This window comes from Streptomyces sp. NBC_00344 (genome assembly GCF_036088315.1).
GTDB lineage: Bacteria > Actinomycetota > Actinomycetes > Streptomycetales > Streptomycetaceae > Streptomyces.
In genome coordinates this window covers 531,588-557,097 of record NZ_CP107996.1, presented here as the reverse complement: position 1 = coordinate 557,097, position 25,510 = coordinate 531,588, and the positions used below count along the sequence as shown (strand labels likewise).

Sequence of the window (25,510 nt, the reverse complement as noted above, 5' to 3'; positions counted from 1 at the left end):
GGAGCGACGTGGGGGTTACGGGGCCGGTATCCCTCAGCGCAGGAATGCGGCGGCCACACCGGCATCGACGGGGATGTGCAGGCCGGTGGTGTGCGTGAGGTCGCCGCCGGTCAGTGCGAAGACCGCGTTGGCGACGTGCTCGGGCAGCACCTCGCGCTTGAGCAATGTGCGCTGGGCGTAGAACTCGCCGAGCTTGTCCTCCTCCACCCCGTACACGGCGGCGCGCTGTGCGCCCCAGCCGGCGGCGAAGATGCCCGAGCCGCGCACCACGCCGTCAGGGTTGACGCCGTTGACGCGGATGCCGTGGCCGCCGAGCTCTGCGGCCAGCAGCCGCACCTGATGTGCCTGGTCGGCCTTGGTGGCCGAATAGGCGACGTTGTTGGGGCCGGCGAACACCGCGTTCTTCGAGGCGATGTAGACGATGTCGCCTCCCTGTCCCTGGTCGATCATGAGGCGGGCGGCTTCCCGGGAGACCAGGAAGGAACCACGGGCCATGATGTCGTGCTGAAGGTCCCAGTCGTGGGCACTGGTCTCGAGCAGTGGCTTGGAAATCGAGATACCGGCGTTGTTGACGACCAGGTCCACGCCGCCGAAGGCGAGTGCGGCCTCCTGGAATGCGGCCGTGATCCGGTCCTCGTCGGTCACATCGACACTCACGGCGACAGCCCGGTCGGGGCCGCCCAGTTGCGCGGCGACAGCGGCGGCGGTCTCCGCGTTCAGGTCGGCGACCACCACACAGGCACCCTCGGCCGCCAGCCGGTGGGCGATGGCCTTTCCGATACCGGATCCCGCTCCGGTGACCAGTGCGACCCGGGCAGCCAGCGGTTTGGGCCCGGGCATCCGCTGGAGCTTCGCTTCCTCGAGCGACCAGTACTCGATGCGGAATTTCTCCGACTCCTCGATCGGGGTGTACCGGGACACCGCTTCCGCACCGCGCATCACGTTGATCGCGTTCAGGTAGAACTCGCCCGCGACCCGCGCCGTCTGCTTGTCCCTGCCGAAGGAGAACATCCCCACGCCGGGAACCAGAACGACTGCCGGATCAGCGCCGCGCATCGGCGGTGACCCGGGCGTCGCGTGCCGGTCGTAGTAGGCCGCGTAGTCACCGCGGTAGTGCGCGTGCAGCTCCTTGAGGCGGTCGGTCACCTCCTGCAGCGGGGCGGTGGGGGGCAGATCCAGCACCAGCGGACGGACCTTGGTGCGCAGGAAGTGGTCCGGGCAGGAGGTACCCAGCGCGCTGAGCCTGGGATGCTCGGCGCGGGCCAGGAAGTCCAGCACCGGGGAGCTGTCGTCGAAGTGGCCCACCTGCCGGCGGTCGGTGGACGCCAGGCCGCGCAGCAGCGGGGCGAGGGCGGCGGCGCGCTCACGGCGCTCGGTCTCCGGCAGCGGCCCGAACCCGTCGAGCGGCGGGCCGAAGGGCTCAGGAGCGCCCTTCTCCTCCAGGAACATCTGTGCCTGGCGGATGATCCGCAGCGAGTTCTCCTCGCACTCCCGCGACGTTCCGCCCCACGCGGTGATGCCGTGCCCGCCCAGGACGCAGCCGATCGCCTGCGGATTCGCCCTGTGCACCGCGGCGATGTCCAGGCCGAGCTGGAAACCGGGCCGGCGCCACGGCACCCACACCACGCTGTCGCCGAAGCACTCGGCTGTCAGCTTCTCGCCGTCGGCGGCGCAGGCCAGTGCGATGCCGGAGTCGGGATGCAGGTGGTCGACGTGCGGGGCGTCCACCAGACCGTGCATGGCGGTGTCGATGGACGGCGCGGCACCGCCCCGGCCGTGCAGGCAGAAGTCGAAGGCGGAAACCATGTCGTCCTCCCGCTCCACCCCCGGGTACACGTCCACCAGCGCGCGCAGCCGGTCAAGCCGCAGCACGGCGAGCCCGGACTCGGTGAGGGTGCCCAGGTCTCCGCCCGAGCCCTTGACCCAGAGGAGTTCGGTCGGGGCGCCGGTCACCGGGTCGGGGGCGGAGCCCTTCGCGGAGGTGTTGCCGCCGGCGAAGTTGGTGTTCTGCGGGTCGGCACCCAGGCGGTTGGAACGCGCCAGCAGTTCGGCGGCCTGCGGAGATGACGTCATGACGTGGATTCCTTCGGTTCCTGGGAGGAGGAGCAGTGGCCGGGGTACGGCCCGGGGGGCACTGCGGGCGCGCTCAGGCGCCCCAGCCGGCCTGCACGCCACCGACGCGCTCCTTGACGATCCGCTGCTGCCAACCGGAGGCGCGGTAGGCGGCGACCGGGTCCGGGTCGAGCCCCTGCTCCTGGCGCACTTCTGCCAGCAGCGGGCGCACATCCGCGTTGTAGGCGTCCATCAGCACGGAGTTGGCCGTGAGGACGTCACCGCTGTTCTGCGCCTCGCGCAGCACGTCCGTTTCGACCAGCAGCGCCTTGGCGGTGGCCTCCTGGACGTTCATCACGGAGCGTATGACGGCCGGAATCTTGGCCTCGATGTTGTGGCACTGGTCGAGCATGAACGCCACACCGGTGCGCGGGGCGAACCCGTCGTTCTTCGCCACCTCGTGGAGGATCCGGAACAGCTGGAACGGATCGGCGGCCCCGACCATCAGGTCGTCGTCGGCGTAGAAGCGTGAGTTGAAGTCGAAGCCGCCGAGCTTTCCCTGCCGCAGCAGGAAGGCGACGATGAACTCGATGTTGGTGCCCGGCGCGTGATGCCCGGTGTCCACCACGACCTGTGCCTTGTCCCCGAGCGTCAGGCAGTGCGCGTACGACGTCCCCCAGTCGGGCACATCGGTGGTGTAGAAGGACGGCTCGAACAGCTTGTACTCCAGCAGGATCCGCTGGTCGTCGCCGAGGCGCTCATACACCTCGCTGAGCGCATGCGACAGCCGGTCCTGCCGGGCGACGATGTCGTCCTGGCCGGGGTAGTTGGTGCCGTCGGCGAACCACAGCTTCAGGTCGCGCGAGCCGGTGGCATCCATGATGTCGACGCATTCCAGCAGATGGTCGATGGCGCGACGACGCACCCCCGGGTCGGGGTTGGCGACGGACCCGAGCCGGTAGGCGTCGTCCTGGAAGACGTTGGCGTTGATCCCGCCGAGCCGCAGCCCCAGATCCTTCGCATACCGCGAGAGCCCGGCGAAGTCGTCCACCCGGTCCCAGGGGATGTGCAACGAGACGACGGGAGCGACGCCGGTGGCCGCATGCACCTGCGCGGCGTCGTCCAGTTTCTCGAAGGGATCACGGGGGACCCCTTGCTGCGTGAACACCTTGAACCGGGTTCCGGAATTCCCGTAGCCCCATGACGGGGTCTCGATCACCTGCGATTTCAGGGCGGCCTTCACGGCCGACAGGTCAGACATGGTGGTCACTCCTGGAACAGGGGCGGACGGGGGTACAGCGCGATGTGCGGAGGCCGGCCCATGGAATGAATCGATTCACGCGATGAACGTAAAGTGCCTCCAGGTCTGTGTCAAGGCGTGCTGCCATCACTGCGGAGCAGTTCAGCGGCGGCGATCGGCGCATGACTGGGGAAGCCGGGCCGGGGTTCCCGGCATCGGAACGGAGATTTGAATCAATTCATGCCCCAGCTGCCCTAGCTGCCCCGAGCCGGGTGCCGGATCCGGCGCGCCACTGGCTTGAACCCGGGCGGGTCTCACGGGGCCGCGCGGCGGGGACGCGCCGGTGGCCGGAGGTGCGTCCCCGATGAGGCGACGGACACCGGCCGGCGCGGTGAACACCCGTGCCGTGTAATGGCGTTGACCGATGCAGGGTCACCCGTGGTACTTCTCGATCTCCTCGCCCTGCTCACAGTTGAGCCCGCCGCAGTCACCCGGGCGATCGGCCTCGGCAGGTCGGGTGGGCTCGAACGCACACCGCGGGGCGTGCGTGAGCAGGCGGTGGGGTTCAGCTCTTCCCGTGAGCAGACGGGGCAGACGGGGCAGACCCGAAACAGTCGAACAGGAAGGGCGGGCACGATGCGCGACATGACAGAGGACGAGTGGCGGGGATTCGTCTCCCACGGCACGCGTACCGGCAAACTAGCCGTCACCCGCGTTTCCGGTGAGCCGCATGTGACACCCGTCTGGTTCCTGCTCGATGAGACCTCCGCGGCACTGCAGGTGGTTTTCACCGTCTGGGGAGACTCCGTCAAGGCACGCGCCCTGCGTCGCACACGCCGGTTCAGCCTCTGTGTCGATGACCAGGAACCGCCCTACTCCTATGTGCAGTTGCGCGGCACCGCCGAACTCAGCGATGACGCGACCGCGTTGCGCTCCTGGGCCCGCCGGCTCGGGAGCCGCTACATGGGCCCGGAAAACGCCGAGGCCTACCAGCAGCGCAACGCGGTACCCGGCGAGTTCCTCGTACGGGCCACGGTGGAGCACGTCATCGCCCGCTCCGGCATCGCAGACTAGCGCCGTCGCAGTCAGTTTCTGTCCCGAAGTCTGCCCCGAACGGGTGGTGCGTCCCGGCCCGGCCGGCCTCCGGCCGGGGCCGCCGCGCTCAGGCGTCGGCGCGATCAGCGGACGCGTCCACGCGGTTTCAGCGGTACGGGCGGCAGCTCCGGAGCGGCGAGCCTGCCGCCGTCATACCCCACCACCTCGCCGAATCGGTTCCCCGACATCCAGTCCGCACGCGCCTGCGCGATCTCCTCGTTGGACCGACCGACGAAGTTCCACCACATCACGATCTCCTCCTCGAACGGCTCGCCGCCCAGCAGCATCAGACCCGCGTCCGACACCCCGCGCAGCGGGAGCCCGGTACGCCCGCAGCCGAGGTAGAGCATCGCGCCCGGTTCCACCGGGACGTTGTCGACATGGGCCTCGCCCGACATCGCCAGCACCGCGTACTCGAAGTCGGGATCGAGCGGCAGCGTGACCTCCGCGCCTGCGGACAGCGCCAGATCGGCGCCGACAAGAGGGCTGTACACGGTGCCGGGGGAGCGGGCTCCGTCGAGCTCACCGAGGATCACCGTCGCGGTGAGGCCCTGGCCGGTCAAGGCCGGCAGATCGGCGTGGTGCTGGAAGTGCGGCTCGACGGCGCGGTGGGCTTCGGGGAGAGCCACCCAGAGCTGGGCTCCGTGCAGCAGGCGGGCGTGCGAACGCGGGCTCTCCTCCGAGTGGCTGATCGCCCGGCCCGATGTCATCAGCCCCAGCTCACGCGGGCGGACGGTCTGCAGGCTGCCGATGCTGTCCCGGTGCAGCACCTCGCCCTCGTGCAGCCAGCTCACCGTCTGCAGACCCATGTGCGGGTGGGGTGGAACCTGCATCCCCGGCTCGTCAGCGATGTCGTCAGGCCCGTAGTGATCGACGAAGGCCCACGCACCCACCATCCGGCGGCCGAGATTGGGGAGCAGCCTGCGTACCTCGGTCGATTCGCCCAGCTTGACCCGGCGAGGGCTGAGGAGCTCGCGTACCGGCTCGGCCACGACGAAGCCACGGCCGCCACAGACGGAGAGGGTCGACCGGCGATCAAGATTGCTCATGACGGACAACCTAGCGCCGTGGCAGGCGCACTCGGACCGACACCGCTCGTCCCGGCCACGGGGGCCCGGCTCGCGAGCCGGGCACTCGAACAGCCCATCGGGGCGGGCGCCGTTGCGGCCTCCGGACTGAATCGGCACCTGACCGCGCCCATCGAACCGACCTCGGGCCGGACCCCGGTGGGCGGCTACGGTGCCGCGTCCGTCAGGCTGGACCCTGCCCACCTGACCACGGGCCCCCGCCGACCTGCTGCGTCCGGGCCCCCGGCGGCGCCTTCCGGGTGGCTCATACGGCGCCCGATCCATTCGATCGCATGAATCGTTTCATGATTGTGATGGCGTGACTGTTCGGTACATGGATAATCGACCGCCTCAAAGGTCGTCGAATTTTTCGCTGCATACCCATTGACGTCGCGTGACGATCAGCCCTAGCTTCCGTGCCATTGGGTTGAAACCTTTCATGTTCAGCGGGACACTCGCCGTCCGTCACCGAGGAGCTCTCATGACCAAGTCCGACCCGGGCGCGGACACCGTTCCCGTGCTCGCGCTGGAGGACGTCTCCAAGTCCTTCGGAGCGGTCCGGGCCCTGCAGAACGTCGCGCTGCGCCTGTCCGCCGGTGAGGCGCACGGGCTGGCGGGTGAGAACGGGGCCGGCAAGTCGACCCTGATCAAGATCCTCGCCGGAGTTCACAGGCCCGATCACGGGCAGGTGCTGCTCGATGGCGTACCCGTCGAGTTCCACGGCCCGGCCGACGCCCGCGATGCGGGTGTCGCCGTGATCTACCAGGAGCCGACGCTCTTCCCGGATCTGTCCATCGCCGAGAACATCTTCATGGGCCGCCAGCCCCGGCGGACGCTGCGCCGTATCGACCGCAGGGCCGTGCACGACGCGACCGACGCCCTCATGCGCAGACTCGGTGTGCGGCTGGATCCGGAGAGGCCCGCGCGTGGGCTGTCCATAGCGGACCAGCAGATCGTCGAGATCGCCAAGGCGCTCTCTTTCGACGCCCGCGTTCTGATCATGGACGAACCGACCGCCGCGCTGACCGGCAGTGAAGCCGCCCGCCTCTTCACGGTCGTTGAGACCCTGCGGGCCGAGGGCGCGGCGGTGCTGTTCATCTCGCACCGCCTCGAGGAGATGTTCCGCCTCTGCCGTCGCGTGACCACACTGCGCGACGGCCGGCTGGTGGCCACCGAACTGCTCGACGGGCTGACCGAGGACGATCTTGTCCGGCGCATGGTGGGCCGTGAACTCGGTGAGCTCTATCCCAAGGCGCTCACCACGCCGGGTGATACCGCCCTGTCCGTCAGCCGGCTGACCCGCGAGGGCGTCTTCCGGGACGTCAGCTTCGATGTGCGCAGAGGGGAGATCGTCGCACTGGCCGGGCTGGTCGGTGCCGGACGCAGTGAGGTGGTCCAGGCCGTGTTCGGGGTCGACCGGGCGGATGCGGGTGAGGTGACGGTGAACGGGCAGCGGCTGCGCGCCGGTTCACCGACCGCTGCCATGGATGCCGGGATCGCGCTCGTCCCCGAGGACCGGCGGCAGCGCGGTCTGGTGATGGACATGTCCATCGAGCGCAACATCGGGCTCACCGGCCTGGACAGCCTCGGCCGCGCCGGACTCGTACGGCGGACGCTCGAGTCGGCAAGGGCCGCCGACTGGGCGGTGAGGCTGCAGCTCAAATACAACAGGCTCGGCGACAGCGTCGGTGTGCTCTCCGGCGGCAACCAGCAGAAGGTGGTTCTCGCCAAATGGCTCGCCACCGGTCCCAAGGTGCTGATCGTCGACGAACCCACCCGCGGGATCGACGTGGGCACCAAGGCGGAGGTGCACCGGTTGCTGTCATCGCTGGCCGCCGAAGGCCTCGCCGTGCTGATGGTCTCGTCCGATCTGCCCGAAGTCCTCGGGATGGCGGACCGGGTACTGGTGATGCGCGAAGGCCGCCTCGTCGCCGAGATACCCCGGGCCGACGCCACCGAGGAATCGGTGATGTCCGCGGCCGCCGGGCGCACCGGGAAGGAGAACGAGGCCGCATGACCACCACACTCGACAAGCCCGCGCCCACGCGGGACGGCGCCCGCTCTCTCGTCGACACCGTATTCCGGGCCCGCGAGATCAGCATCGGCGGCGCTCTCGTCCTGCTGATCCTCGGCACATGGATCGCGAACCCCGGATTTCTCGACGACCAGGGCATCAAGGACCTGCTGCTCAACTCGTCGATCCTGGTGCTGCTCGCGGTCGGCCAGTCCGTCGTCGTGATCACCCGCAACATCGACCTCTCGGTCGGATCGGTCACCGGGCTGACGGCGTTCGCCTGCGGGCACTTCGTCTCCGGGACGGACCGCAGTGCGTTCACCGTCGTCCTGCTGGGTCTCGGACTGGGGGTCGTCTGCGGCCTGGTGAGCGGCGCGCTGGTCAGTTTCGGACGGGTGCCCGCGCTGGTCGTCACCCTGGGCATGCTCTATGTCGTCCAGGGAGTCGACCACGCCTGGGCGCACGGCGAGCAGATCAACGCCGTCAATGTCCCCGACGCGGTGCTCGCCCTCGGCACGGGGAGCATCCTCGGCATCCCGTATCTTCCGCTGATCTCCGCCGTGGTGCTCGTCGCCACCGGCTACTTCCTGCGGACCTACCGCAGCGGACGCGAGCTGTACGCCATCGGCTCCAATCCCGAGGCCGCCCGCCTGGCCGGCATCCCCATCCGCCGCAGGATCCTGGCGGCCTACGCCTTCTCGGGCGCGGTCGCCGGATTCGCCGGGGCGCTGTGGCTGGCCCGGTTCGGCACCGTTGTCGCCGACGCGACCAACGGCTGGGAACTGACCGTCGTCAGCGCGGTCGTGGTCGGCGGCGTCGCCATCACCGGCGGCACCGGGGCGGTATGGGGGGCGGCGCTCGGCGCGCTGCTCCTCACCACCATCGGCAGCGCCCTGGTCGTGCTCAAGGTCGACTCCTTCTGGCAGCAGGCGATCACCGGAGTGCTGCTGCTCGCGGCCATCACCACCGACCGCATCGTGCAGGTGCGCACCACCAGTGCCCTGAGGAAGAGGAGCAGGCGATGACCGCTTTCACCAAGTACGTCCGCTGGGACACCGTGGTCACCGTGCTTCTGGTCGCCGTCTTCCTCGCCGGCGCGGGCACCACGGGCGGTTTCGCCGACACCTCCAACCTCTCGGCCGCCCTCGACGACACCGCCGAGATCGCACTGATCGCGCTGCCGATGACGCTTCTTGTCGTCGCCGGGCAGGTCGACCTCTCCGTTGCCTCCATGCTCGGGCTCTCCAGCGCGCTCGCCGGGGCCCTGTGGGACGCCGGCTGGGCCTTCGAGCTGATCGTGCCCGTCTGCCTGCTGGTCGGTGCGGCCGGCGGGCTGCTCAACGGCTGGCTGGTCACCCGGATCGGTCTCCCCTCCCTCGCGGTCACCATCGGTACGCTCACGCTCTACCGGGGTCTCGCATCGGTGGTGCTCGGCGACAAGGCGGTGGCCGACTTCCCCGACGCCTATGCGCAGTGGGCGGCGTACACCAGGACGGTTCCCGGCACCTTCGTCCCCTACCCGGTCGCGCTGTTCGTCGTGCTCGCGGTGATCACCGCCGTCGTACTCCACTGCACCGGTTTCGGACGCTCGCTCTTCGCGATCGGGGCCCAGGAGGACGCCGCGTACTTCGCGGGTGTCCGGGTCAAAAGGATCAAGATCGCGCTCTTCGCGGTCTCCGGTCTCGTCGCCTCCTTCGCCGGGATCGTCTACACCCTCAGGTACGGGAGCGCCCGCGCCGACAACGGCATCGGCCTGGAACTCGTGGTCATCGCCTCCGTCCTCCTCGGCGGGGTCGACTTCGACGGCGGGAAGGGCACCCTGGGCGGCGCGGTGGCCGGAGTCCTGCTGATCGGGCTGCTGGGCAATCTGCTCACGCTGAACGATGTGTCCAACGAAGTCCAAGTGATCGTCACCGGCCTGCTGCTCATCGCGTCGGTCCTCACCCCCCGCGTCATCAGCGCGGTCTCCGAGCGCCGCCACCTTCCCGACCAGATCTGACCAGAGAGGCCTGTTCCGTCATGAACCTGCGCACCCGCACGATCGCCGCCACGGCCGCGGTTTGCTGCCTCGCCCTCGCGGGCTGTTCCGGCACCACCAAGGACTCGGCGAAGAACGACGACAAACCCACGGCCGGCGCCGCCAAGGCCAACCCCGGCGCGCCGCTGAAGAAGGGCCTCAAACTGGCCTTCCTGCCGAAGCAGATCAACAATCCCTACGAGCAGATCGTCGACAACGCGGGCATCGCCGCGGCCAAGGAGTTCGCCTCGACGGGCAAGGAGGTCGGCCCGTCCGATGCCAAGGCCTCCTCCCAGGTCTCGTACATCAACACCCTCACCCAGCAGCGCCAGAACGCCATTCTCATCGCGGCCAATGACCCCAACGCCGTGTGCGGTCCGCTCAAGCAGGCCATGAAACAGAACATCAAGGTCGTCGCCTACGACTCCGACACCGCCAAGGACTGCCGGCAGATCTTCATCAACCAGGCGAGCTCCGAGCAGATCGGCCGCAGCCAGGTCCAGCACATCGCCGAACAGCTGCACCACAAGGGTCAGATCGCGATCCTCTCGGCCACCCAGAACGCGACCAACCAGAACACCTGGATCTCGTACATGAAGGACGAGCTCAAGAAGCCCGCGTACAAGAACATGAAGCTGGTGAAGGTCGCCTACGGGGACGACGACGACCAGAAGTCCTTCCAGGAGACCCAGGGGCTGCTCAAGGCGTACCCGAAGCTGAAGGGCATCATCTCGCCCACCACGGTCGGGATCGCCGCCGCCGCGCGGTACATCAGCGCCTCCTCGTACAAGGGCAAGGTCGTGGTGAACGGCCTCGGGACGCCCAACCAGATGCGCAAGTACGTCAAGGACGGCACGGTCGGCCAGTTCGCGCTCTGGGACCCCAAGAAGCTGGGGAAACTCGCCTCGTACGCGGCCGCGGCGCTCGCCTCGGGGCAGATCACCGGAGCCGAGGGGGAGAAGTTCAAGGCCGGCGACCTCGGTGAGTTCACCGTGCTGAAGGACGGCGAGGTCATCCTCGGACCGCCCACCGTCTTCGACAGCAAGAACATCGACCAGTTCGACTTCTGAGCGACAGGGCCGGGGGACATGACATGAGCGCACGCACACCCGCCGTGGCCCGCCGCCCGAAGATCGGGCTGGTCGCGGGCGGACTCGGCGTGTACTGGACGCAGTTCCCCGGGCTGCTGCCGCAACTGCGCCGCTCGGCTGCCAGGGTGGCCGAGCGGCTTCGGGGCCATGACGCGGATGTGGTGGACGCAGGGTTCATCTCCGACGCCGAGGAGGGCGCCGCGGCCGCCGAGACCCTGCGTGCCGCGGGATGCGATCTCATCGTCGGCTTCCTCACGACGTACATGACCGCGACCATGCTGGCACCGGTCGCCCAGCGCAGCGGAGCACCGGTGCTGCTCGTCAACCTCCAGCCCACCGAGGCGATGGACCACGCGTCCTTCGGCACCGGGGAGTGGCTCGCCTACTGCGGCGCCTGCCCGCTGCCGGAGATGGCCTCCACCTTCGAACGCGTCGGGGTGGACTTCCGCTCGGTCTCAGGACATCTGGAGGACGAACGGGCCTGGGAGCGGATCGGCCGCTGGGTCAGGGCCGCCGGGGTCCGGTCGGTACTGCGCCAGGGCCGGCACGGTCTGCTCGGTCATCTCTATCCGGGGATGTACGACGTCTCCACCGACCTCACCATGGTGCCGGGCAGTCTCGGCGGACATGTCGAGGTCCTGGAGATCGACGACCTGCGGGTCCGGGTCGAGCAGGCAGGCGACAGGGAGACCGAGGCGAAGCTCGCCGAGGCGCGCGGCGTCTTCGAGATCGCCGGCTCGGTGGCGGCCGACGATCTCGCCTGGGCCGCCAGGGTCGCCGTCGGGCTCGACCGGCTGGTCGCGGACTTCGACCTGGATTCCCTGGCCTACTACCACCGCGGTCTCGGCGGTGACATCCATGAACGCCTGGGAGCCGGTCTCATCCTGGGCGGTTCGCTGCTGACCGCACGCGGAATCCCGGTCTGCGGAGAATACGAACTGCGTACCTCCCTCGCCATGCTGATCACCGACCGGCTCGGCGCCGGCGGCTCCTTCACCGAGCTCCAGGCGCTGAACTTCCGGGACGGGGTGGTGGAGATGGGCCACGACGGGCCAGGGCACCTTGCGATCAGCGACGGCCGTCCCGTTCTGCGCGGTCTCGGTGTCTACCACGGCAAGCGAGGATGGGGGGTCTCCGTGGAGTTCGACGTCCGACACGGACCCGTCACCCTGGTGGGTCTCGGCCAGAGCCGTGACGGCCGCTACCGGATCGTCGCCGCCGAGGGGAAAGTCGTCGGCGGACCGCTGCTGCAGATCGGCAACACCACGTCCCGGGTCGACTTCGGAGCCGATCCGGGGGAGTGGACCGATGCCTGGAGCGCCAGCGGTGTCGGCCACCACTGGGCGCTGGCCACCGGGCGGCTGCTGCCGGACCTGCGGGCACTGGCGGGCCTGACCGGCCTCGAACTGGTGGAGGTCACTGTCTGAGCGTGCGCGCGGATGGTGGACGATGAGGAACGTCGTCCGTACCACCAGGAGCCCTCGTGACCAGCTACCGCCAGCCCGGCCTCGTCCTCACCGACCACCGCTTCCGGGTGCCCCTGGACCACGCTGAGCCGGGCGGAGAACAGATCGAGGTCTTCGCCCGCGAGGTGGTCGCCGCGGGCAGGAAGGCTGCCGGGCTGCCCTGGCTGCTCTACCTGCAGGGTGGCCCCGGCTTCGGGGCCGACCGCTTCACCGGAAAACAGTCCTGGCTCGCCCGCGCGGTGCGGGAGTTCCGGGTGCTGCTGCTCGACCAGCGCGGAACCGGCGCATCCACGCCGGCCAATCGTCAGACCCTGCCCCTGCGTGGAGGTCCCCGTCAGCAGGCCGGCTATCTGGCGCACTTCAGGGCCGACTCCATCGTCCGCGACTGCGAGCTCATCAGACAGCGGCTCACGGGCGGCGAGCCCTGGACGGTGCTCGGGCAGAGTTTCGGCGGCTTCTGTGCCGTCCACTACCTCTCGGCGGCCCCGGAGGGCCTGGCCACCGCGCTGATCGCCGGCGGCCTGCCCGCGCTCGACGCGCACGCCGACGACGTGTACCGGGCCGCATACCCCCGTATCGCACGGAAGACCGCAGCGCACTACGCCCGCTATCCGCAGGACGTGGGGCGCGCCCGCGAGATCGCCGCCCATCTCGGCGCCGAAGGGAAAGCCCTCAACAGCGGTTACACGCTCACGATTGAGGCCTTTCAGTCGCTCGGTATCGTGCTGGGTACCGCGGACGGCAGCCACTCACTGCACCACCTCCTGGCGGACGCCTTCGTCACGACGGAGCAGGGTCCCCAGCTGTCCGACTCCTTCCAGGAGCGGGTGCACGGGGCGCTCTCCTTCGCGGCGCACCCGCTCTACGCCCTCGTCCACGAGTCCATCTACGGCCAGGACAACCGCCCGACCGCATGGTCCGCCGAGCGGGTACGCGCGGAGTTCCCCGCCTTGGACGTGGGCCGGGCGCTGGCAGGGAACGGTCCCGTGCCGTTCACCGGGGAGTCGGTGCACCCGTGGCACTTCAGTGTGGACCCCGCGCTGCGACCGCTGCGCGAGACCGCCGACCTGCTGGCCGCCCGCACGGAGTGGGCCCCGCTCTACGACGCCGGCCGGCTCGCGGTCAACGAGGTGCCGGTCGCGGCCGCCGTCTACCACGACGACATGTATGTGGACACGGAGGACGCACTGCGCACCGCCCGTGCCATCCGCGGTCTGCGCACCTGGGTGACCGACGAGTACGAGCACGACGGGCTGCGGGCGGGCGGACCGCGGGTACTCGACCGGCTGCTCGCGCTCGCCAGGGACGAAGTCTGAACGACCGGCGGGGGCGCCCGGACGACACGGCCGGTGATCTTCGGCCGGGTCACGCGGTGCCGCGCCCTATCCTGCGGCCATGACAGGCCAACTGGAAGCCATGCCCACCGACTGGCAGCGAGCGCTCGCCGTCGTCGCCCACCCCGATGACCTGGAGTACGGCTGCTCGGCGGCCGTCGCAGCCTGGACCGACGGCGGACGGGAGGTGGTCTATGCCCTCGCCACCCGAGGTGAGGCGGGCATCGACACCATCGAACCCGGCAGGTGCGGTCCGCTGCGCGAACAGGAGCAGCGGGCGAGTGCGGCGGTGGTCGGGGTGCGCACCGTGGAGTTCCTCGGTCACCAGGACGGTGTGATCGAGTACGGCACAGGGCTGCGCAGGGACATCGCGGCCGCCGTCCGACGGCACCGCCCGGAGCTGGTCATCACGCTCAACCACCGGGACACCTGGGGCGGGGTCGCCTGGAACACGCCGGATCATGTGGCCGTCGGCCGGGCGGTCCTGGATGCGGTGGGGGACGCGGGAAACCGATGGATCTTTCCCGAGCTGACCGAGCGGGGACTGCCGCCGTGGGACGGCGTGCGCTGGGTTGCCGTCGCAGGGTCGTCGTCGCCCACGCATGCGGTGGACGCGAGCGACGGGCTCGAACGGTCGGTGCTGTCCCTGCTGGAGCACCGCAGCTATATCGAGGTGCTGACGGACGAGGATCCGGAAACGTACTGCCGCACCTTTCTGACCGGCAACGCGGAAGCAGCTGCCGAACGCTTCGGCGGCAGGCCCGCCGTCACGTTCGAGGTCTTCCCCCGCTGAGCGCCGCCGCTGCCGCATCCGCCGGAAGACTGGGGAAACGGGTTCACAACGAGGCAAGCGACCGCTTAGTATGCGCTGAGCGCAGTTCAGCCTACGGTGTGTGGAGGCCCCCCGATGCAGGCATGGCAAGTGCACGAGAACGGCGAGCCGGGTGAGGTGATGCGCCTGGACGAGGTGCCGGAGCCGGAAGCCGGACCTGGGCAGCTCAAGCTGAGGGTGCTTGCTGCGAACATCAACTTCCCCGACGCGCTGCTCTGCCGCGGCCAGTACCAGGTGCGCCCGCCGCTTCCGTTCACCCCCGGTGTGGAGATCTGCGGCGAGACGGCCGACGGGCGCCGGGTGATCGCCAACCCGGCCCTGCCGCACGGCGGTTTCGCGGAATACGTCGTCGTCGACGAGGCGGCGGTGCTCCCCGCACCGCCCGCGCTGGACGACGCAGAAGCGGCGGCGCTGCACATCGGCTACCAGACCGGCTGGTTCGGGCTGCACCGCAGGGCGCGGATCCAGGCCGGTGAGACCCTGCTGGTGCACGCCGCCGCCGGCGGTGTCGGCAGCGCGGCCGTACAGCTCGGCAAGGCTGCGGGCGCCACGGTCATCGGTGTCGTCGGCGGTCAGGACAAGGCCGTGATCGCCGCGGAGCTCGGCTGCGACCTGGTCATCGACCGGCGGTCCGAGGACATCGTCGCGAAGGTCAAGGAATTCACCGGCGGCAGGGGCGCGGACGTCGTCTACGACCCGGTCGGTGGGGACGCCTATGCCAAGTCCGCCAAGTGCGTCGCTTTCGAGGGTCGGATCGTCGTCGTCGGCTTCGCCAGCGGCGCCATCCCCAGTCCCGCGCTCAACCACGCGCTCGTCAAGAACTACACGATCATGGGGCTGCACTGGGGGCTGTACGCGCAGAAGGACCCCGCGTCCATCGGCCGTTGCCACGCCGAACTGACCGCGCTCGCAGCGCAGGGCACCATCAAGCCGCTGGTCTCCGAGCGGGTCGCCCTCAAGGATGCCGCGGGCGCCGTCCAGCGTGTCGCCGACGGCGTCACCACCGGCCGCGTCGTGATCATCCCGGAAGGAGCCGTCCGATGAAGGACAGCAGCCCGAAGCCGGACGCCGGCGAACTCCGGCGCCGCACCCGTGACCTGCTGGCGGCGCACCCCCCGGCGGTCACCGGCCACACCGACTTCCTCAAGGCACGCTTCGACGCCGGGCTCGCCTGGGTGCACTACCCCGAGGGGCTCGGCGGGCTCGGCGTCCCCCGCTCCCTGCAGGAGGTCGTGGACGCCGAACTCGCCGCCGCCGACGCGCCCGACAACGATCCGCGGCGTATCGGCATCGGGCTCGGCATGGCCGCACCGACCATCCTGCGCTACGGCACCGAGGAGCAGAAGCGGCGCTTCCTGCGCCCGCTGTGGGTCGGCGAGGAGGTGTGGTGCCAGCTCTTCAGCGAGCCCGGCGCCGGCTCCGACCTGGCCGCACTCGCCACCCGTGCCGTGCGTGACCCCGCGACCGCTGAACGAGCGGGCGATGACGCGGCCGAGGAGAGCGACTGGATCGTCAACGGCCAGAAGGTCTGGACATCCAGCGCGCATCTTGCACGCTGGGCGATCCTCATCGCACGGACCGACCCTGATGTGCCCAAGCACCGCGGCATCACCTACTTCATCTGCGACATGACCGACCCGGGCGTCGAGGTGCGGCCACTTCGGCAGATCACCGGTGAGGCGGAGTTCAACGAGGTCTTCCTGACGGATGTGCGGATCCCCGCGGCCCACCGGCTCGGCCCGGTCGGCGAGGGCTGGAAGGTCGCGCAGACCACCCTCATGAACGAGCGGGTCTCGATCGGCGGCTCCCGCATCCCGCGCGAGGGGGGCATGATCGGACCCGTCGCGCAGACCTGGCGTGCGCGACCCGACCTGCGGACACACGATCTCCATCAGCGGCTCCTCACCCTCTGGGTGGAAGCCGAGGTCGCCAGGCTCGCCGGTGAGCGGCTGCGCCAGCAGCTCGTCGCCGGGCAGCCGGGCCCCGAAGGCTCGGGCATGAAACTCACCTTTGCCCGGCTCAACCAGGAGATCAGCGGCCTCGAGGTCGAACTCCTCGGTGACGAAGGCCTGTTGTACGGCGACTGGACCATGAGCCGTCCCAGCCAAGTCGACTTCACCGGCAGAGACGCCGGTTACCGCTACCTGCGTTCCAAGGGCAACTCCATCGAGGGTGGCACCAGCGAAGTGCTGCTGAACATCGTCGCCGAGCGAGTCCTCGGACTGCCGTCCGAGCCACGCAACGACAAGGACGCCGCCTGGAAGGATCTGGCCCGATGACCGACCTGCTCTACTCCGAGACCGAGGACGATCTCCGTGCCGCGGTCCGTTCGCTGCTCGCCGGCCGCCTCGACACGCCGGGCCTGCTGTCCCGGGCCGAGTCCGACACGCCGTACGACCATCAGCTGTGGACGTCCCTCGCCGCCGAGATGGGGACGGCGGGACTGCTCGTCCCCGAGAAGCTCGGCGGCCAGGGCGCATCCCACCGCGAGGCCGCCGTCGTGCTCGAGGAACTCGGGCGAAGTGTCGCCCCGGCGCCGTATCTCACCAGCGCGGTCGTCGCGACCGAGGTACTCCTCGGCCTCGACACGGACAGCGCACCGGTCGCCGGGCTGCTCACCGCGCTTGCCTCGGGCGACGGCGTGGCGGTCCTCACCCTCCCGCTGGCGACCGCCCCCGGCGTGTCGCACCTGCCGGCCGGCCTGACCGGCACGGTCACCGGCGTCGCCGACGCGATCGCCGCCCGGACGCTGCTGGTGCCCACGTCCGAGGGGCTGTACGCCGTCGACGCCAAGGCCCCCGGCGTCACCGTCGAGCCGCTGGTGCCGCTCGACCTCACCCGACCGCTCGCCGCCGTCACCTTCGACGGAGTGCGTGGTGACCTCCTCGCGGACGCGGCCACGTCGCGGACGGCTGTGCACCGGGGACTGCTCGCCGGTGCGGGGCTGCTCGCCTCCGAGCAACTGGGCATCGCCGAGTGGTGTTTGGAGGAGACGGTCAGGTACACCCGCGAACGGCATCAGTTCAACCGGCCCGTCGGCGGGTTCCAGGCGCTCAAGCACCGGATGGCCCAGCTCTGGCTCGAGGTCGTGTCGGCCCGGGCCGCGGCGCGCAACGCGGCCGACGCACTCGCCACCGGCAGCCCCGAGACCGAACTCGCGGTCGCCGTCGCCCAGGCGTACTGCGGACGGGTCGCGGTGCGAGCGGCGGAGGAGTGTATTCAGCTGCACGGCGGGATCGGCATGACCTGGGAGCACCCCGCACACCTGTATCTCAAGCGCGCCAAGTCGGACGCCGTCGCGTTCGGTTCGGCCGGCGCGCACCGCACCTTGCTGGCCGGTCTCGTCGACCTGCCGGCACCGCGATAGTACGCACCTGACGGTCACCGTCAGTCAACACCCGAACGGCCTACAGAGCTTCTGCCGGTAACGGGCGCCTCCTCCGCCACACTGGCGGCCGAATGCCGCATATCCGGTGCGGCGGAGGAGGGTGACCATGGCCATCTCGATCTCACTGCTGGTGCTTCTGCTCGTTCTTGCGGTGATTTTCCTGCGCGGTGGCGGACTCAAGATCTCGCACGCGATCGTCTGCGCCCTGCTCGGCTTCATGCTGGCCAGCACGAGCGTCGCACCGACCATCCAGCAAGCCGTCACCGGTACCGCGCGCCTGGTCAGTACGATCCAGCCCTGACCATGCACCGAAGGGCGACGTCACAGCAGTTGTGACCGGATGAGGAAGCGCACCCCCTCCGGTGCCTCGAGGGAGAAGCCGCTGCCCCGCCCCTGCACGACATCGACGATCAGCCGGGTGTGCGACCACACCTCCTGCTGGCTCGCCGAGATCCAGAACGGGACGGGCTCCGTGACGCCGTCGACGGTCAGCGACTGCAGCAGGACGTCCGAGCCCCCGGTACGGAACTCACCGTCCGGATAGCACATGGGCGCGCTGCCGTCGCAGCAGCCGCCCGACTGGTGGAACATCAGCGGTCCGTGGGTCTCGCGCAGCCGCCGTATGAGCAAGGCGGCCGCAGGGGTGACTTCCACGCGTGGTGCGTCGGACATCGCGGCCTCTCCGTCATGACCCGTCTCCGTGGTCCGGCCCGGCGACCGCGGACGCAGCCGCCGGTGCGGTACCCCCAGCAGAACCCCGGCGACGTTGCGAGAGGGTTGCACTCGTCCTCAGGAGCGGCGTACTCCTCCGCCCCACTGCCCGCGGGCCGCATCGAGTGCGGCGAGGTAGGCGGCGTAGCCGTCCTCGTACACCTGACGGGACGCGGGGCCCGGCTCAACGGTCCGGAACGACTGGGGCTTTGTCTCCGCGGGTTCGCCGAGGAAGCGGCGGGCCACCCGCACCGCGCCGAGCGCGCCCACCTCGTTCTCCACCGGGATGCGGATGCCACGGCCCAGGACGTCCGCGAAGAGCTGTGCCCAGGGCCCCGAGCGGGTGCCGCCGCCGCAGGCGGCGAGGGTGCCGGTGAGACCGGCGGCTTCCAGACAGTGCCGAGCGGCGTAGCCGATGGCCTCGCACATGGCGCGCACCGCGTCGGCCGGAGTGTGCGTGAGGCTGAGCCCGTCGAGGCGGCCCCGTGCCCCCGGGTCCACGAAAGGAGCCCGCTCCCCTGCATCGGAGAGGAACGGCAGCGCGCTGACGCCATGCGCACCCGGCGGGCTGTCGGCGAGCAGTTGGTCGAGGTCGGACGTGGTCCTACCGGTGAGAGTGAGGATCCACTCGAGGGCGGCGGTGCCGACCATCGCGGGCATGGAGCGCAGCCAGCGCCCGGGGTCCGGTGTGCACAACCACATGCCGGCCGGCTCCGCGGAGTCGTCGGTACGGGCCTGATCGGTGAGAACCTGGCACGCCAGGGTGGTGCCGACGATCAGCAGGCCGTCGCCCACCCCGCGGACACCGCTGCCCACCGCACATGCCGGAAGGTCATAGGGGCCGGCGGTGAGCGGCAGCCCTTCGGGAAGTCCCAGCAGTGCGGCTCCCCTTGCGTCGAGCGCCAGCACGGTTCCCGGTGCGGCGGGAGCGGGCAGCAGGCGGACCTGCTTCTCGATCCCGCAGGCGGCCAGCGCCGCGCGGGAGTAGGTGCGGCTCACCGGGTCGAGGAAGGGCAGAGTGGCATCGGACGCGTCCACGCTGACCCGGCCGGTGAGGCACTGGGCCACGGCGTCCACGCAGTACCCCGCCGTGGCCGCGCGCCGCAGGGTCTCCGGTTCGTGTTCCTGCAGATGGGCCAGGAGCGGGGCGTGGCACCCCGGGAACATGCCGGAGCCGGTGTGGCGGTACACCTCCTGGACAATGCCGTCCTGCAGCCAGTGCGCCACCCGGTCGGACGCCCGGCCGTCCATCCAGGAGATCGCCGGGCGGACGGCGCGCCCGTCGTTGTCGCGCAGCCACAGGCCGTCTCCCTGCCCGGTGAGGGCCAGCGCGGCGGGCGCCTCGTTGAGCACGGCAGTGACTTCCCGTACGACCTCGGCGACCGTACGGACCACATCGCCGAGGTCCTGCTCGACCCGGCTGCCCGACAGCCGCTCAAGGACGCTGCGGCGGGTGGCGGAGGTCAGGGTGATGCCCTCGCTGTCGAAGGCCACCGCCTTGGTGACGGAGGTGCCGATGTCGATGCCGATGAGCACGCTCATGGCCGCGGAGCCTCCTGGACCTCGGGATTGGCGGGATGGGCAAGCTTCTCGCCCCGTACGAACCGGGCCGCCTCCGCGGCGGTGATGGCGGCGGCGCGGTGCGCGGTCTGCCGGGTGGCACCGGCCAGATGCGGGGCCGTGACGACATTCGGGGCGTCGTGCAACGGCCAGTCGGCGGGCGGGGGTTCGATGTCGTACACGTCGAGCGCCAGGGCGCCGATGCGGCCGCTGCGCAGCAGCCGCGGAAGCGGGCCGTAGTCGATGAGACCGCCGCGCGCGGAGTTGACCAGCACCGCCCCCCGGGGAAGGAGCTCCAGCTTTTCGGCATCGATGAGGTGACGGGTCTCGGGGGTGAGCCGGGCGTGCAGGCTCACCACACTGCTGCGGCGCAGGAGTTCGTCGAGAGTGACGTGATGCACGCCGTCGGCCCTGACGGCCTCGGGATCGGCGTAGGGGTCGGCGACCAGGACGTGGGCACCGAAGGCGCGCAGTACCCGGGCGACGATGCGGCCGATCGCTCCGTATCCGACGAGTCCCACGGTCGCGCCGTCGAGTTCGATGCCGGCCTCGTCGTAGGCGTAGAAGTCACCGCGCCACTTTCCGCGTTTCAGCTCGGCGTCGGCGGTGGTGATCCGCCGCATGGCGGTGAGCATCAGGCCGATGGCGAACTCGGCGGCGGCGGGGGCGTTCCTGCCGGGTGCGAAGGAGACGGCGACGCCGTGCCGGGTGGCGGCGGCGAGATCGACGTTGACCGGGCCGCCCCGGGAGACCGCGACCATGCGCAGCTTCGGGCAGGCCGAGAAGACCCGCTCGGTGAAGGGAGCCATCTGTGTCACACAGATCTCGGCGTCGGCGAGGGCTTCCACGATTTCCTGCTCGGTGCCACTCGCCTCATGGACGTCCCCGACCGGTCCGAACGGCTCATAGGGCCAGGGGAGTGTGATGTCGGTGATCTCCGGAGCCGTGCCGAGCTCTTCGCGCAGAGCCGCGCGGAGGAGATCCGGGCGGACGAAATGATCACCGGCGGCGAGGATGCGCATGGATCGGGGCCCTTCGTCGGGTCACGGTGGCGCCGCGGGGCAACTCGGCCGCAGTGCCACTGTCACTGGCGCTGATAGATTTAACATCATTGTTTTGAAGAATCAATGCGACTGCGGCCGCGCCCGTGCCGCCCGCTCGGCCGGCGCCTGCGGCGTGGGTGAGGCCCGCGGTGAGGGAGAGGCTTTCGATGACGTCCCGGCTGTTGCTCGTGCGGCACGGCGAGACCGAATGGCACGCGGAGAACCGGTATGCAGGTGTCTCCGATGTCGCGCTGACCGCGAAGGGCCTGCGGCAGGCGGACGAGCTGGCGGGCTGGGCGGTGCGGCGCGGTGTCGACGCCGTGGCCTGTTCACCGCTCAGCCGCGCTCTCTTCACCGCCCGGCCCGCTGCCAGGGCCCTCGGCATGGAGCCCGAGGTCGTCGAGGCGCTCCGCGAGGTGGACTTCGGCTGGGGCGAGGGCCGTACCGTCGCGGAGATGGCCGCCGAGGACCCGGAAGCCGTACGGCGCTTCCGGGAGGACGCGGAGACCGGTGCTTTTCCGGGATCCGAGGCGCCGTCCGCCGCCGCCGCCCGCGCGTCGGTGGCACTGCGCGGTCTGGCGGCACAGCACCCCGGGCGCACCGTCCTGGTGGTGGCGCACAACACCCTGCTGCGCATGGCGCTGTGCGCGATGCTCACGATCCCGGTGGGCCGCTACCGGCTGGTGTTCCCCCGGCTGGACAACGCGGCGGTGACCGAGATCGAGGTCGGCGGCGACAGGACCGCGCTGCGGACGCTGAACGTCCCCACCGGGACGTCCGTCCCCGGCCATGCGCGAAACTTGGGCGCATGACAACGACCGGTGCGGAAGCCCGCAGGCAGATCATCACCGAGCATGTGCTGGAACACGGGACGGCGACCGGGGCCGAGCTCGCGGAACTCACCCGGGTGAGCCTGATGACGGTGCACCGGGATCTGGACGAGCTGGCCAGGCGCGGGGTGCTGCGCCGCTTCCGGGGCGGAGTCTCCGCGCTGCCTTCGACCGTGTTCGAGTCAAATCTGGACTACCGGCTCGGCGTGAACACCGCCGAGAAGGAGGCCATCGCCGAGGTGGCGGCCGAACTGGTGGAGCCGGGCATGTCGGTGATGCTGGACGACTCGACCACCGCGCTCGCACTGGCCGGGCGGCTGGTGGACCAGACGCCGCTGACCGTGGTGACCAACGCCCGCCGGGTCATCGACCTGTTCGCCGGCCGGGACGGGATACGTCTGATCTCGCTGGGCGGTGAGTACTCCCACCCCCATGACTCCTTCCTGGGCGTGCCGTGTCTCGAGTCCATAGAGGCCCTCTCGGTGGACATGGTGCTGGTCTCCACGTCGGCGATGGACGCCCGGATGACCTATCACCAGGAACAGGATGTCGTGCTGGTCAAACGGGCGATGCTCGCCTCCGGTACGCGCAAGGTATTGCTGATGGACCGCACGAAACTGGCCAGGACCGCGCTGCACCGACTGGCGCCGGTGGAGGACTTCGACCATCTTGTGGTGGACGACGGCGTGAACGGGGAACTGCTCGCGGCGCTCAGGGAGCGCGCGGAGGTCCGGGTCGCGGCCATCCGTCGATAACAGGCTTCTTAAAGTATTGCGTGTTAATTTCACAGAGTTCATGATGCGTTCTCGTTGCGGCATCACATCCGCGGCCCATGACACCTCACTGTGGAGGCACGAGCAATGAGCACTGACGCACCCGCCGAACGCTCGGTCACAGCCTGGGACCGCGCCGGTATCCCGCGCCCGCTCCTCTTCGGTTTCATCGGCGTCCTGATCTTCATGATCGGTGACGGAGTGGAGTCCGGCCTGATCGCTCCCTTCATCGAGGACCACGGCGGCGGCAGCGAGGTACGGGCGAGCTATGTGATCACCGCGTACGGTGTCGCCGTCATGCTCGCCTCCTGGCTGTCCGGTGCTCTGTCCGAGCTGTGGGGACCACGGCGGGTGATGCAGATCGGCCTCGCCGTCTGGATCGTCTTCGACGCGCTCTTCCTGGCTTTCGGAGCGGCCCAGGGCAACTACGCGCTGATGCTGGTCTTCTACGGCCTGCGCGGATTCGGCTACCCGCTCTTCGCCTTCTCCTTCCTGGTGTGGGTCACCGCCACGGCGCCGGTGGCCAGGCTCGGCGCGGCCGTCGGCTGGTTCTACTTCGCCTTCACCGGAGGCCTGCCCACCCTCGGCTCGCTCACCGCCTCCGTCACCAATCCCCTGCTGGGCAGGTTCGGCACCCTCTGGGTGGCCCTCGGCCTGATCGTCGTCGGTGGTGCCTTCTGTCTGTTCGGCGTGCGGGAGCGCACCGGGTACTCCCGGCTCGCGCCTCCCGGGGTGAAACCCGTCCAGTCGCTGACCCGCAGTCTCTCCATCGCCTGGACCAACCCCAAGGTCGCTGTCGGCTGCGTCGTCCGTGTCATCAACACCGCCCCGCAGTTTGGTCTCTGGGTGATCCTTCCGGCCTTCTTCACGGATGAGATGGGATTCACCGACGGTGACTGGCTGCGGCTGCTGTCGATCATGTTCGCGACCAACATCTTCTTCAATCTGCTCTTCGGGCTGGTCAGCGACAGGATCGGCTGGCGCACCACGATCGGGTGGTTCGGTGCGGTCGGCTGCGCGCTGAGCGTCCTCGCCCTGTACTTCGTGCCCAAGCTGATGACCGGCAACTACTGGGTCGCGGTGGGAGTCGGCATGGTCTACGGCGCCACACTCGCCGGGTTCGTCCCGATCTCCGCGCTGATGCCTTCCCTGGCTCCCGAGAACAAGGGCGGTGCGATGGCTCTGCTGAACCTCGGGGCGGGCGGCGCGGCCTTCGTTGGTCCGGCCATCGTCTCGGTCTTCCTGGGCCCGCTCGGCCGCGACGGCGTTGTGCTGATCTTCGCCGGCCTGTATGTGGTCGCCGCCGTGCTGACAGTCTTCCTGAAACTGCCCAGGGCGTCGGAGGAGGCCATCGAGCAGGGCAAGACGCTCCATGAGGCCGCCGAACCGATCGCGGCGCCCGCCACCTGAGCCCCGCCCCGGTTCGTACGCAGCCGAGCCGGGGCTCGAGCCGGCCAGGCATGATCTGTCCGGGCACGAACGGCCCGAACCCGAAAGGACCTGTTCCCAGGATGAGCACCACCGCTGACACCGCCCGCGCCCATGCCCCTGTCGTGGCCGGTATCGATGTGGCCACGGCCGCGGTGCGGGTGCTGTGCGCGGATGCCGAAGGACGGATTCTCGCCGAGGGGCGCGCACCGCTGCCTCAGCCGGTACGCGGCCCCGGCGGCCTCAGTGAGCAGGACGCCCGCACCTGGTGGCCCGCCACCGCCGCGGCCCTGCGGCAGGCCACCGCAGCGTTGCCGGGCGGCGGCCGGGAGGTGGTCGCCGTCGCCGTCTCCGCCACCTCGGGGACCCTCGTACTGGCGGGGCCGGACGGGGAACCGGTGGCCCCGGCCCTGATGTACGACGACCGCAGGTCCGCAGACCTCAACGCCAGGGCGCAGGAACTGGGCGCACCGCGCTGGCGGGCGCTGGGTCTTGCCGTCGGCCCGACAGCCGCGCTCGGCAAGTTCGTCCGGTTCGCCGAACGGGCGCGCCAGGGTCAGAACGTCCTGCACACCCCGGACCTGATGGGCCGCAAGCTGACCGGCCACCCGGTGGCCACCGACTGGAGCCACGCGCTGAAGAGCGGCTACGACCCGCGCGCGGGGGAATGGGCCACCGAGGTCTTCGGGGAGCTGGGCGTCCCCGCGAGCGCGATGCCCGCTGTACAGGCTCCGGGCACCCGGTCCGGCACCGTGTCGGCCGCCGCTGCGGATGAAACAGGTCTGCCCGCGGGCTGCGAGGTCCGGCTCGGTATGACGGACGGCTGCGCGGGCCAGATCGCCACCGGGGCCGTGCGGCCCGGTCAGTTCGTCGGCGTGCTGGGCACCACCTACGTCCTCAAGGGCGTCACCCGCGAATTGGTCACCGACCCGGCGGGCGCCCTCTACAGCCACCGGCACCCGGACGGCTGGTGGCTGCCCGGTGGAGCGTCGAACACGGGCGGCGAGGCCGTGGCGTCGGTGGATCCGGCCCGTCTGCCGGGCCTCGACGCGGGAGCGGAGGCCCAGGGCCCGGCGTCGTATGTCAGCTACCCGCTGCGCCGTGAGGGCGAGCGGTTCCCGTTCGTCTCCGGTGAGGCGCGCGGCTTCTCCACGGGTGCTCCCGCGGACGAGGTCGAAGCGCACCGGGCAGCGCTCGAGGGGGTGGCCTTCCTGGAACGCCTTTCGCTCGAGCGCGTCCAGGCACTGGGTGTCGAGGTGAGCGGCCCGTTGCACGCGGCCGGCGGCGGGAGCCGCAGCGCATTGTGGTGCCGGGTCCGGGCAACGGTGCTCAACCGGCCGCTGCGGGTGGCCGAACGGGCCGAAACCGCGTTCGGCGCAGCCCTGCTGGCAGCTGCCGGAACTCTTCACCCCGACCTCTCCGCGAGCGCGGCCGCGATGGCCACGGCGGGCCGCACGGTCGATCCGGTGGAGCGGGAGCGGGCCCAGCTCGAGGAGTCGTACCAGTGCTTCCTCGCGGAACTGCGGACGCGGGGCTGGCTGAGCGGCGGCTGACAGCGGCCCGTGCCCG

Annotated in this window: 22 protein-coding genes; 16 read left to right on the top strand and 6 right to left on the bottom strand. The window is 70.1% G+C overall.

Translation table 11 applies throughout. From position 1 onward, the window contains the following. Positions 1-33 precede the first annotated feature (33 nt). Positions 34-2,073, bottom strand: a complete 2,040-nt coding sequence (locus OHS16_RS02665) for a bifunctional aldolase/short-chain dehydrogenase (protein ID WP_328535513.1) — start codon at positions 2,071-2,073, stop codon at positions 34-36. A 73-nt stretch (positions 2,074-2,146) separates the two neighbouring features. After that, entirely contained in the window at positions 2,147-3,313 is a 1,167-nt protein-coding gene (gene rhaI / locus OHS16_RS02660) for an L-rhamnose isomerase (protein WP_328535512.1), read from the bottom strand. Between the two features lie 624 nt (positions 3,314-3,937). On the opposite strand from rhaI, the gene OHS16_RS02655 reads away from it, so the two are divergent. Next, the gene (locus tag OHS16_RS02655; protein ID WP_328535511.1) at positions 3,938-4,366 is read left to right on the top strand and encodes a PPOX class F420-dependent oxidoreductase; all 429 of its coding nucleotides are present in this window, start codon (positions 3,938-3,940) and stop codon (positions 4,364-4,366) included. Positions 4,367-4,470: 104 nt separating this feature from the next. Here the strand turns inward: OHS16_RS02655 and OHS16_RS02650 are convergent, their stop codons facing one another. After that, positions 4,471-5,436 (bottom strand): pirin family protein, encoded by a 966-nt coding sequence (locus OHS16_RS02650; RefSeq protein WP_328535510.1) that lies wholly within the window; start codon positions 5,434-5,436, stop codon positions 4,471-4,473. A 499-nt stretch (positions 5,437-5,935) separates the two neighbouring features. Between OHS16_RS02650 and OHS16_RS02645 the strand changes: the two genes are divergently transcribed. The 11 genes from OHS16_RS02645 (at position 5,936) to OHS16_RS02595 (ending at position 17,897) form a co-directional block, all read left to right on the top strand. Further along, complete coding sequence (locus tag OHS16_RS02645) at positions 5,936-7,471, top strand: sugar ABC transporter ATP-binding protein (RefSeq protein ID WP_328535509.1); 1,536 nt, start codon at positions 5,936-5,938, stop codon at positions 7,469-7,471. Further along, positions 7,468-8,493: an ABC transporter permease gene (locus OHS16_RS02640; protein WP_328535508.1), complete on the top strand. Its 1,026-nt coding sequence runs from the start codon at positions 7,468-7,470 to the stop codon at positions 8,491-8,493. The genes OHS16_RS02645 and OHS16_RS02640 overlap by 4 nt, the downstream gene beginning before the upstream one ends. Next, on the top strand, positions 8,490-9,467 hold the full coding sequence (locus tag OHS16_RS02635) for an ABC transporter permease (protein WP_328535507.1): 978 nt from the start codon (positions 8,490-8,492) through the stop codon (positions 9,465-9,467). The genes OHS16_RS02640 and OHS16_RS02635 overlap by 4 nt, the downstream gene beginning before the upstream one ends. Positions 9,468-9,487: 20 nt before the next feature. Then, positions 9,488-10,555 (top strand): rhamnose ABC transporter substrate-binding protein, encoded by a 1,068-nt coding sequence (rhaS, locus tag OHS16_RS02630; protein WP_328535506.1) that lies wholly within the window; start codon positions 9,488-9,490, stop codon positions 10,553-10,555. A gap of 23 nt (positions 10,556-10,578) precedes the next feature. Next, positions 10,579-12,003, top strand: coding sequence for an L-fucose/L-arabinose isomerase family protein (locus OHS16_RS02625; RefSeq protein ID WP_328535505.1), 1,425 nt, complete (start codon positions 10,579-10,581; stop codon positions 12,001-12,003). A gap of 56 nt (positions 12,004-12,059) precedes the next feature. After that, entirely contained in the window at positions 12,060-13,358 is a 1,299-nt protein-coding gene (locus OHS16_RS02620; RefSeq protein ID WP_328535504.1) for an alpha/beta fold hydrolase, read from the top strand. Positions 13,359-13,437: 79 nt separating this feature from the next. Next, positions 13,438-14,169 (top strand): PIG-L deacetylase family protein, encoded by a 732-nt coding sequence (locus OHS16_RS02615; protein WP_328535503.1) that lies wholly within the window; start codon positions 13,438-13,440, stop codon positions 14,167-14,169. 114 nt (positions 14,170-14,283) lie between these two features. Next, positions 14,284-15,252: an NADPH:quinone oxidoreductase family protein gene (locus tag OHS16_RS02610; RefSeq protein ID WP_328535502.1), complete on the top strand. Its 969-nt coding sequence runs from the start codon at positions 14,284-14,286 to the stop codon at positions 15,250-15,252. After that, on the top strand, positions 15,249-16,487 hold the full coding sequence (locus OHS16_RS02605) for an acyl-CoA dehydrogenase family protein (RefSeq protein WP_328535501.1): 1,239 nt from the start codon (positions 15,249-15,251) through the stop codon (positions 16,485-16,487). The genes OHS16_RS02610 and OHS16_RS02605 overlap by 4 nt, the downstream gene beginning before the upstream one ends. Further along, positions 16,484-17,575, top strand: a complete 1,092-nt coding sequence (locus OHS16_RS02600) for an acyl-CoA dehydrogenase family protein (RefSeq protein ID WP_328535500.1) — start codon at positions 16,484-16,486, stop codon at positions 17,573-17,575. The genes OHS16_RS02605 and OHS16_RS02600 overlap by 4 nt, the downstream gene beginning before the upstream one ends. 127 nt (positions 17,576-17,702) lie before the next feature. After that, positions 17,703-17,897, top strand: a complete 195-nt coding sequence (locus OHS16_RS02595) for a hypothetical protein (RefSeq protein ID WP_328535499.1) — start codon at positions 17,703-17,705, stop codon at positions 17,895-17,897. Positions 17,898-17,917: 20 nt separating this feature from the next. On the opposite strand, the gene OHS16_RS02590 is transcribed toward OHS16_RS02595, so the two are convergent. From OHS16_RS02590 to OHS16_RS02580, 3 genes are all read right to left on the bottom strand, one after another. Further along, entirely contained in the window at positions 17,918-18,268 is a 351-nt protein-coding gene (locus OHS16_RS02590; RefSeq protein WP_328535498.1) for a DUF779 domain-containing protein, read from the bottom strand. 117 nt (positions 18,269-18,385) lie between these two features. Continuing rightward, complete coding sequence (locus tag OHS16_RS02585) at positions 18,386-19,849, bottom strand: FGGY-family carbohydrate kinase (protein ID WP_328535497.1); 1,464 nt, start codon at positions 19,847-19,849, stop codon at positions 18,386-18,388. Beyond that, entirely contained in the window at positions 19,846-20,889 is a 1,044-nt protein-coding gene (locus tag OHS16_RS02580; protein ID WP_328535496.1) for a 2-hydroxyacid dehydrogenase, read from the bottom strand. Before OHS16_RS02580 ends, OHS16_RS02585 begins: the two co-directional genes overlap by 4 nt. A 188-nt stretch (positions 20,890-21,077) precedes the next feature. On the opposite strand from OHS16_RS02580, the gene OHS16_RS02575 reads away from it, so the two are divergent. The 4 genes from OHS16_RS02575 to OHS16_RS02560 all read left to right on the top strand — a co-directional run bounded on the left by OHS16_RS02575 (position 21,078) and on the right by OHS16_RS02560 (position 25,494). Further along, a complete protein-coding gene (locus tag OHS16_RS02575; RefSeq protein WP_328535495.1) occupies positions 21,078-21,722 on the top strand; it encodes a histidine phosphatase family protein in 645 nt (214 codons plus the stop codon). Then, entirely contained in the window at positions 21,719-22,495 is a 777-nt protein-coding gene (locus OHS16_RS02570) for a DeoR/GlpR family DNA-binding transcription regulator (RefSeq protein ID WP_328535494.1), read from the top strand. Before OHS16_RS02575 ends, OHS16_RS02570 begins: the two co-directional genes overlap by 4 nt. Before the next feature lie 105 nt (positions 22,496-22,600). Then, positions 22,601-23,923, top strand: coding sequence for an MFS transporter (locus tag OHS16_RS02565; RefSeq protein WP_328535493.1), 1,323 nt, complete (start codon positions 22,601-22,603; stop codon positions 23,921-23,923). Positions 23,924-24,024: 101 nt separating this feature from the next. After that, the gene (locus tag OHS16_RS02560; protein ID WP_328535492.1) at positions 24,025-25,494 is read left to right on the top strand and encodes an FGGY-family carbohydrate kinase; all 1,470 of its coding nucleotides are present in this window, start codon (positions 24,025-24,027) and stop codon (positions 25,492-25,494) included. Positions 25,495-25,510: the final 16 nt, after the last annotated feature.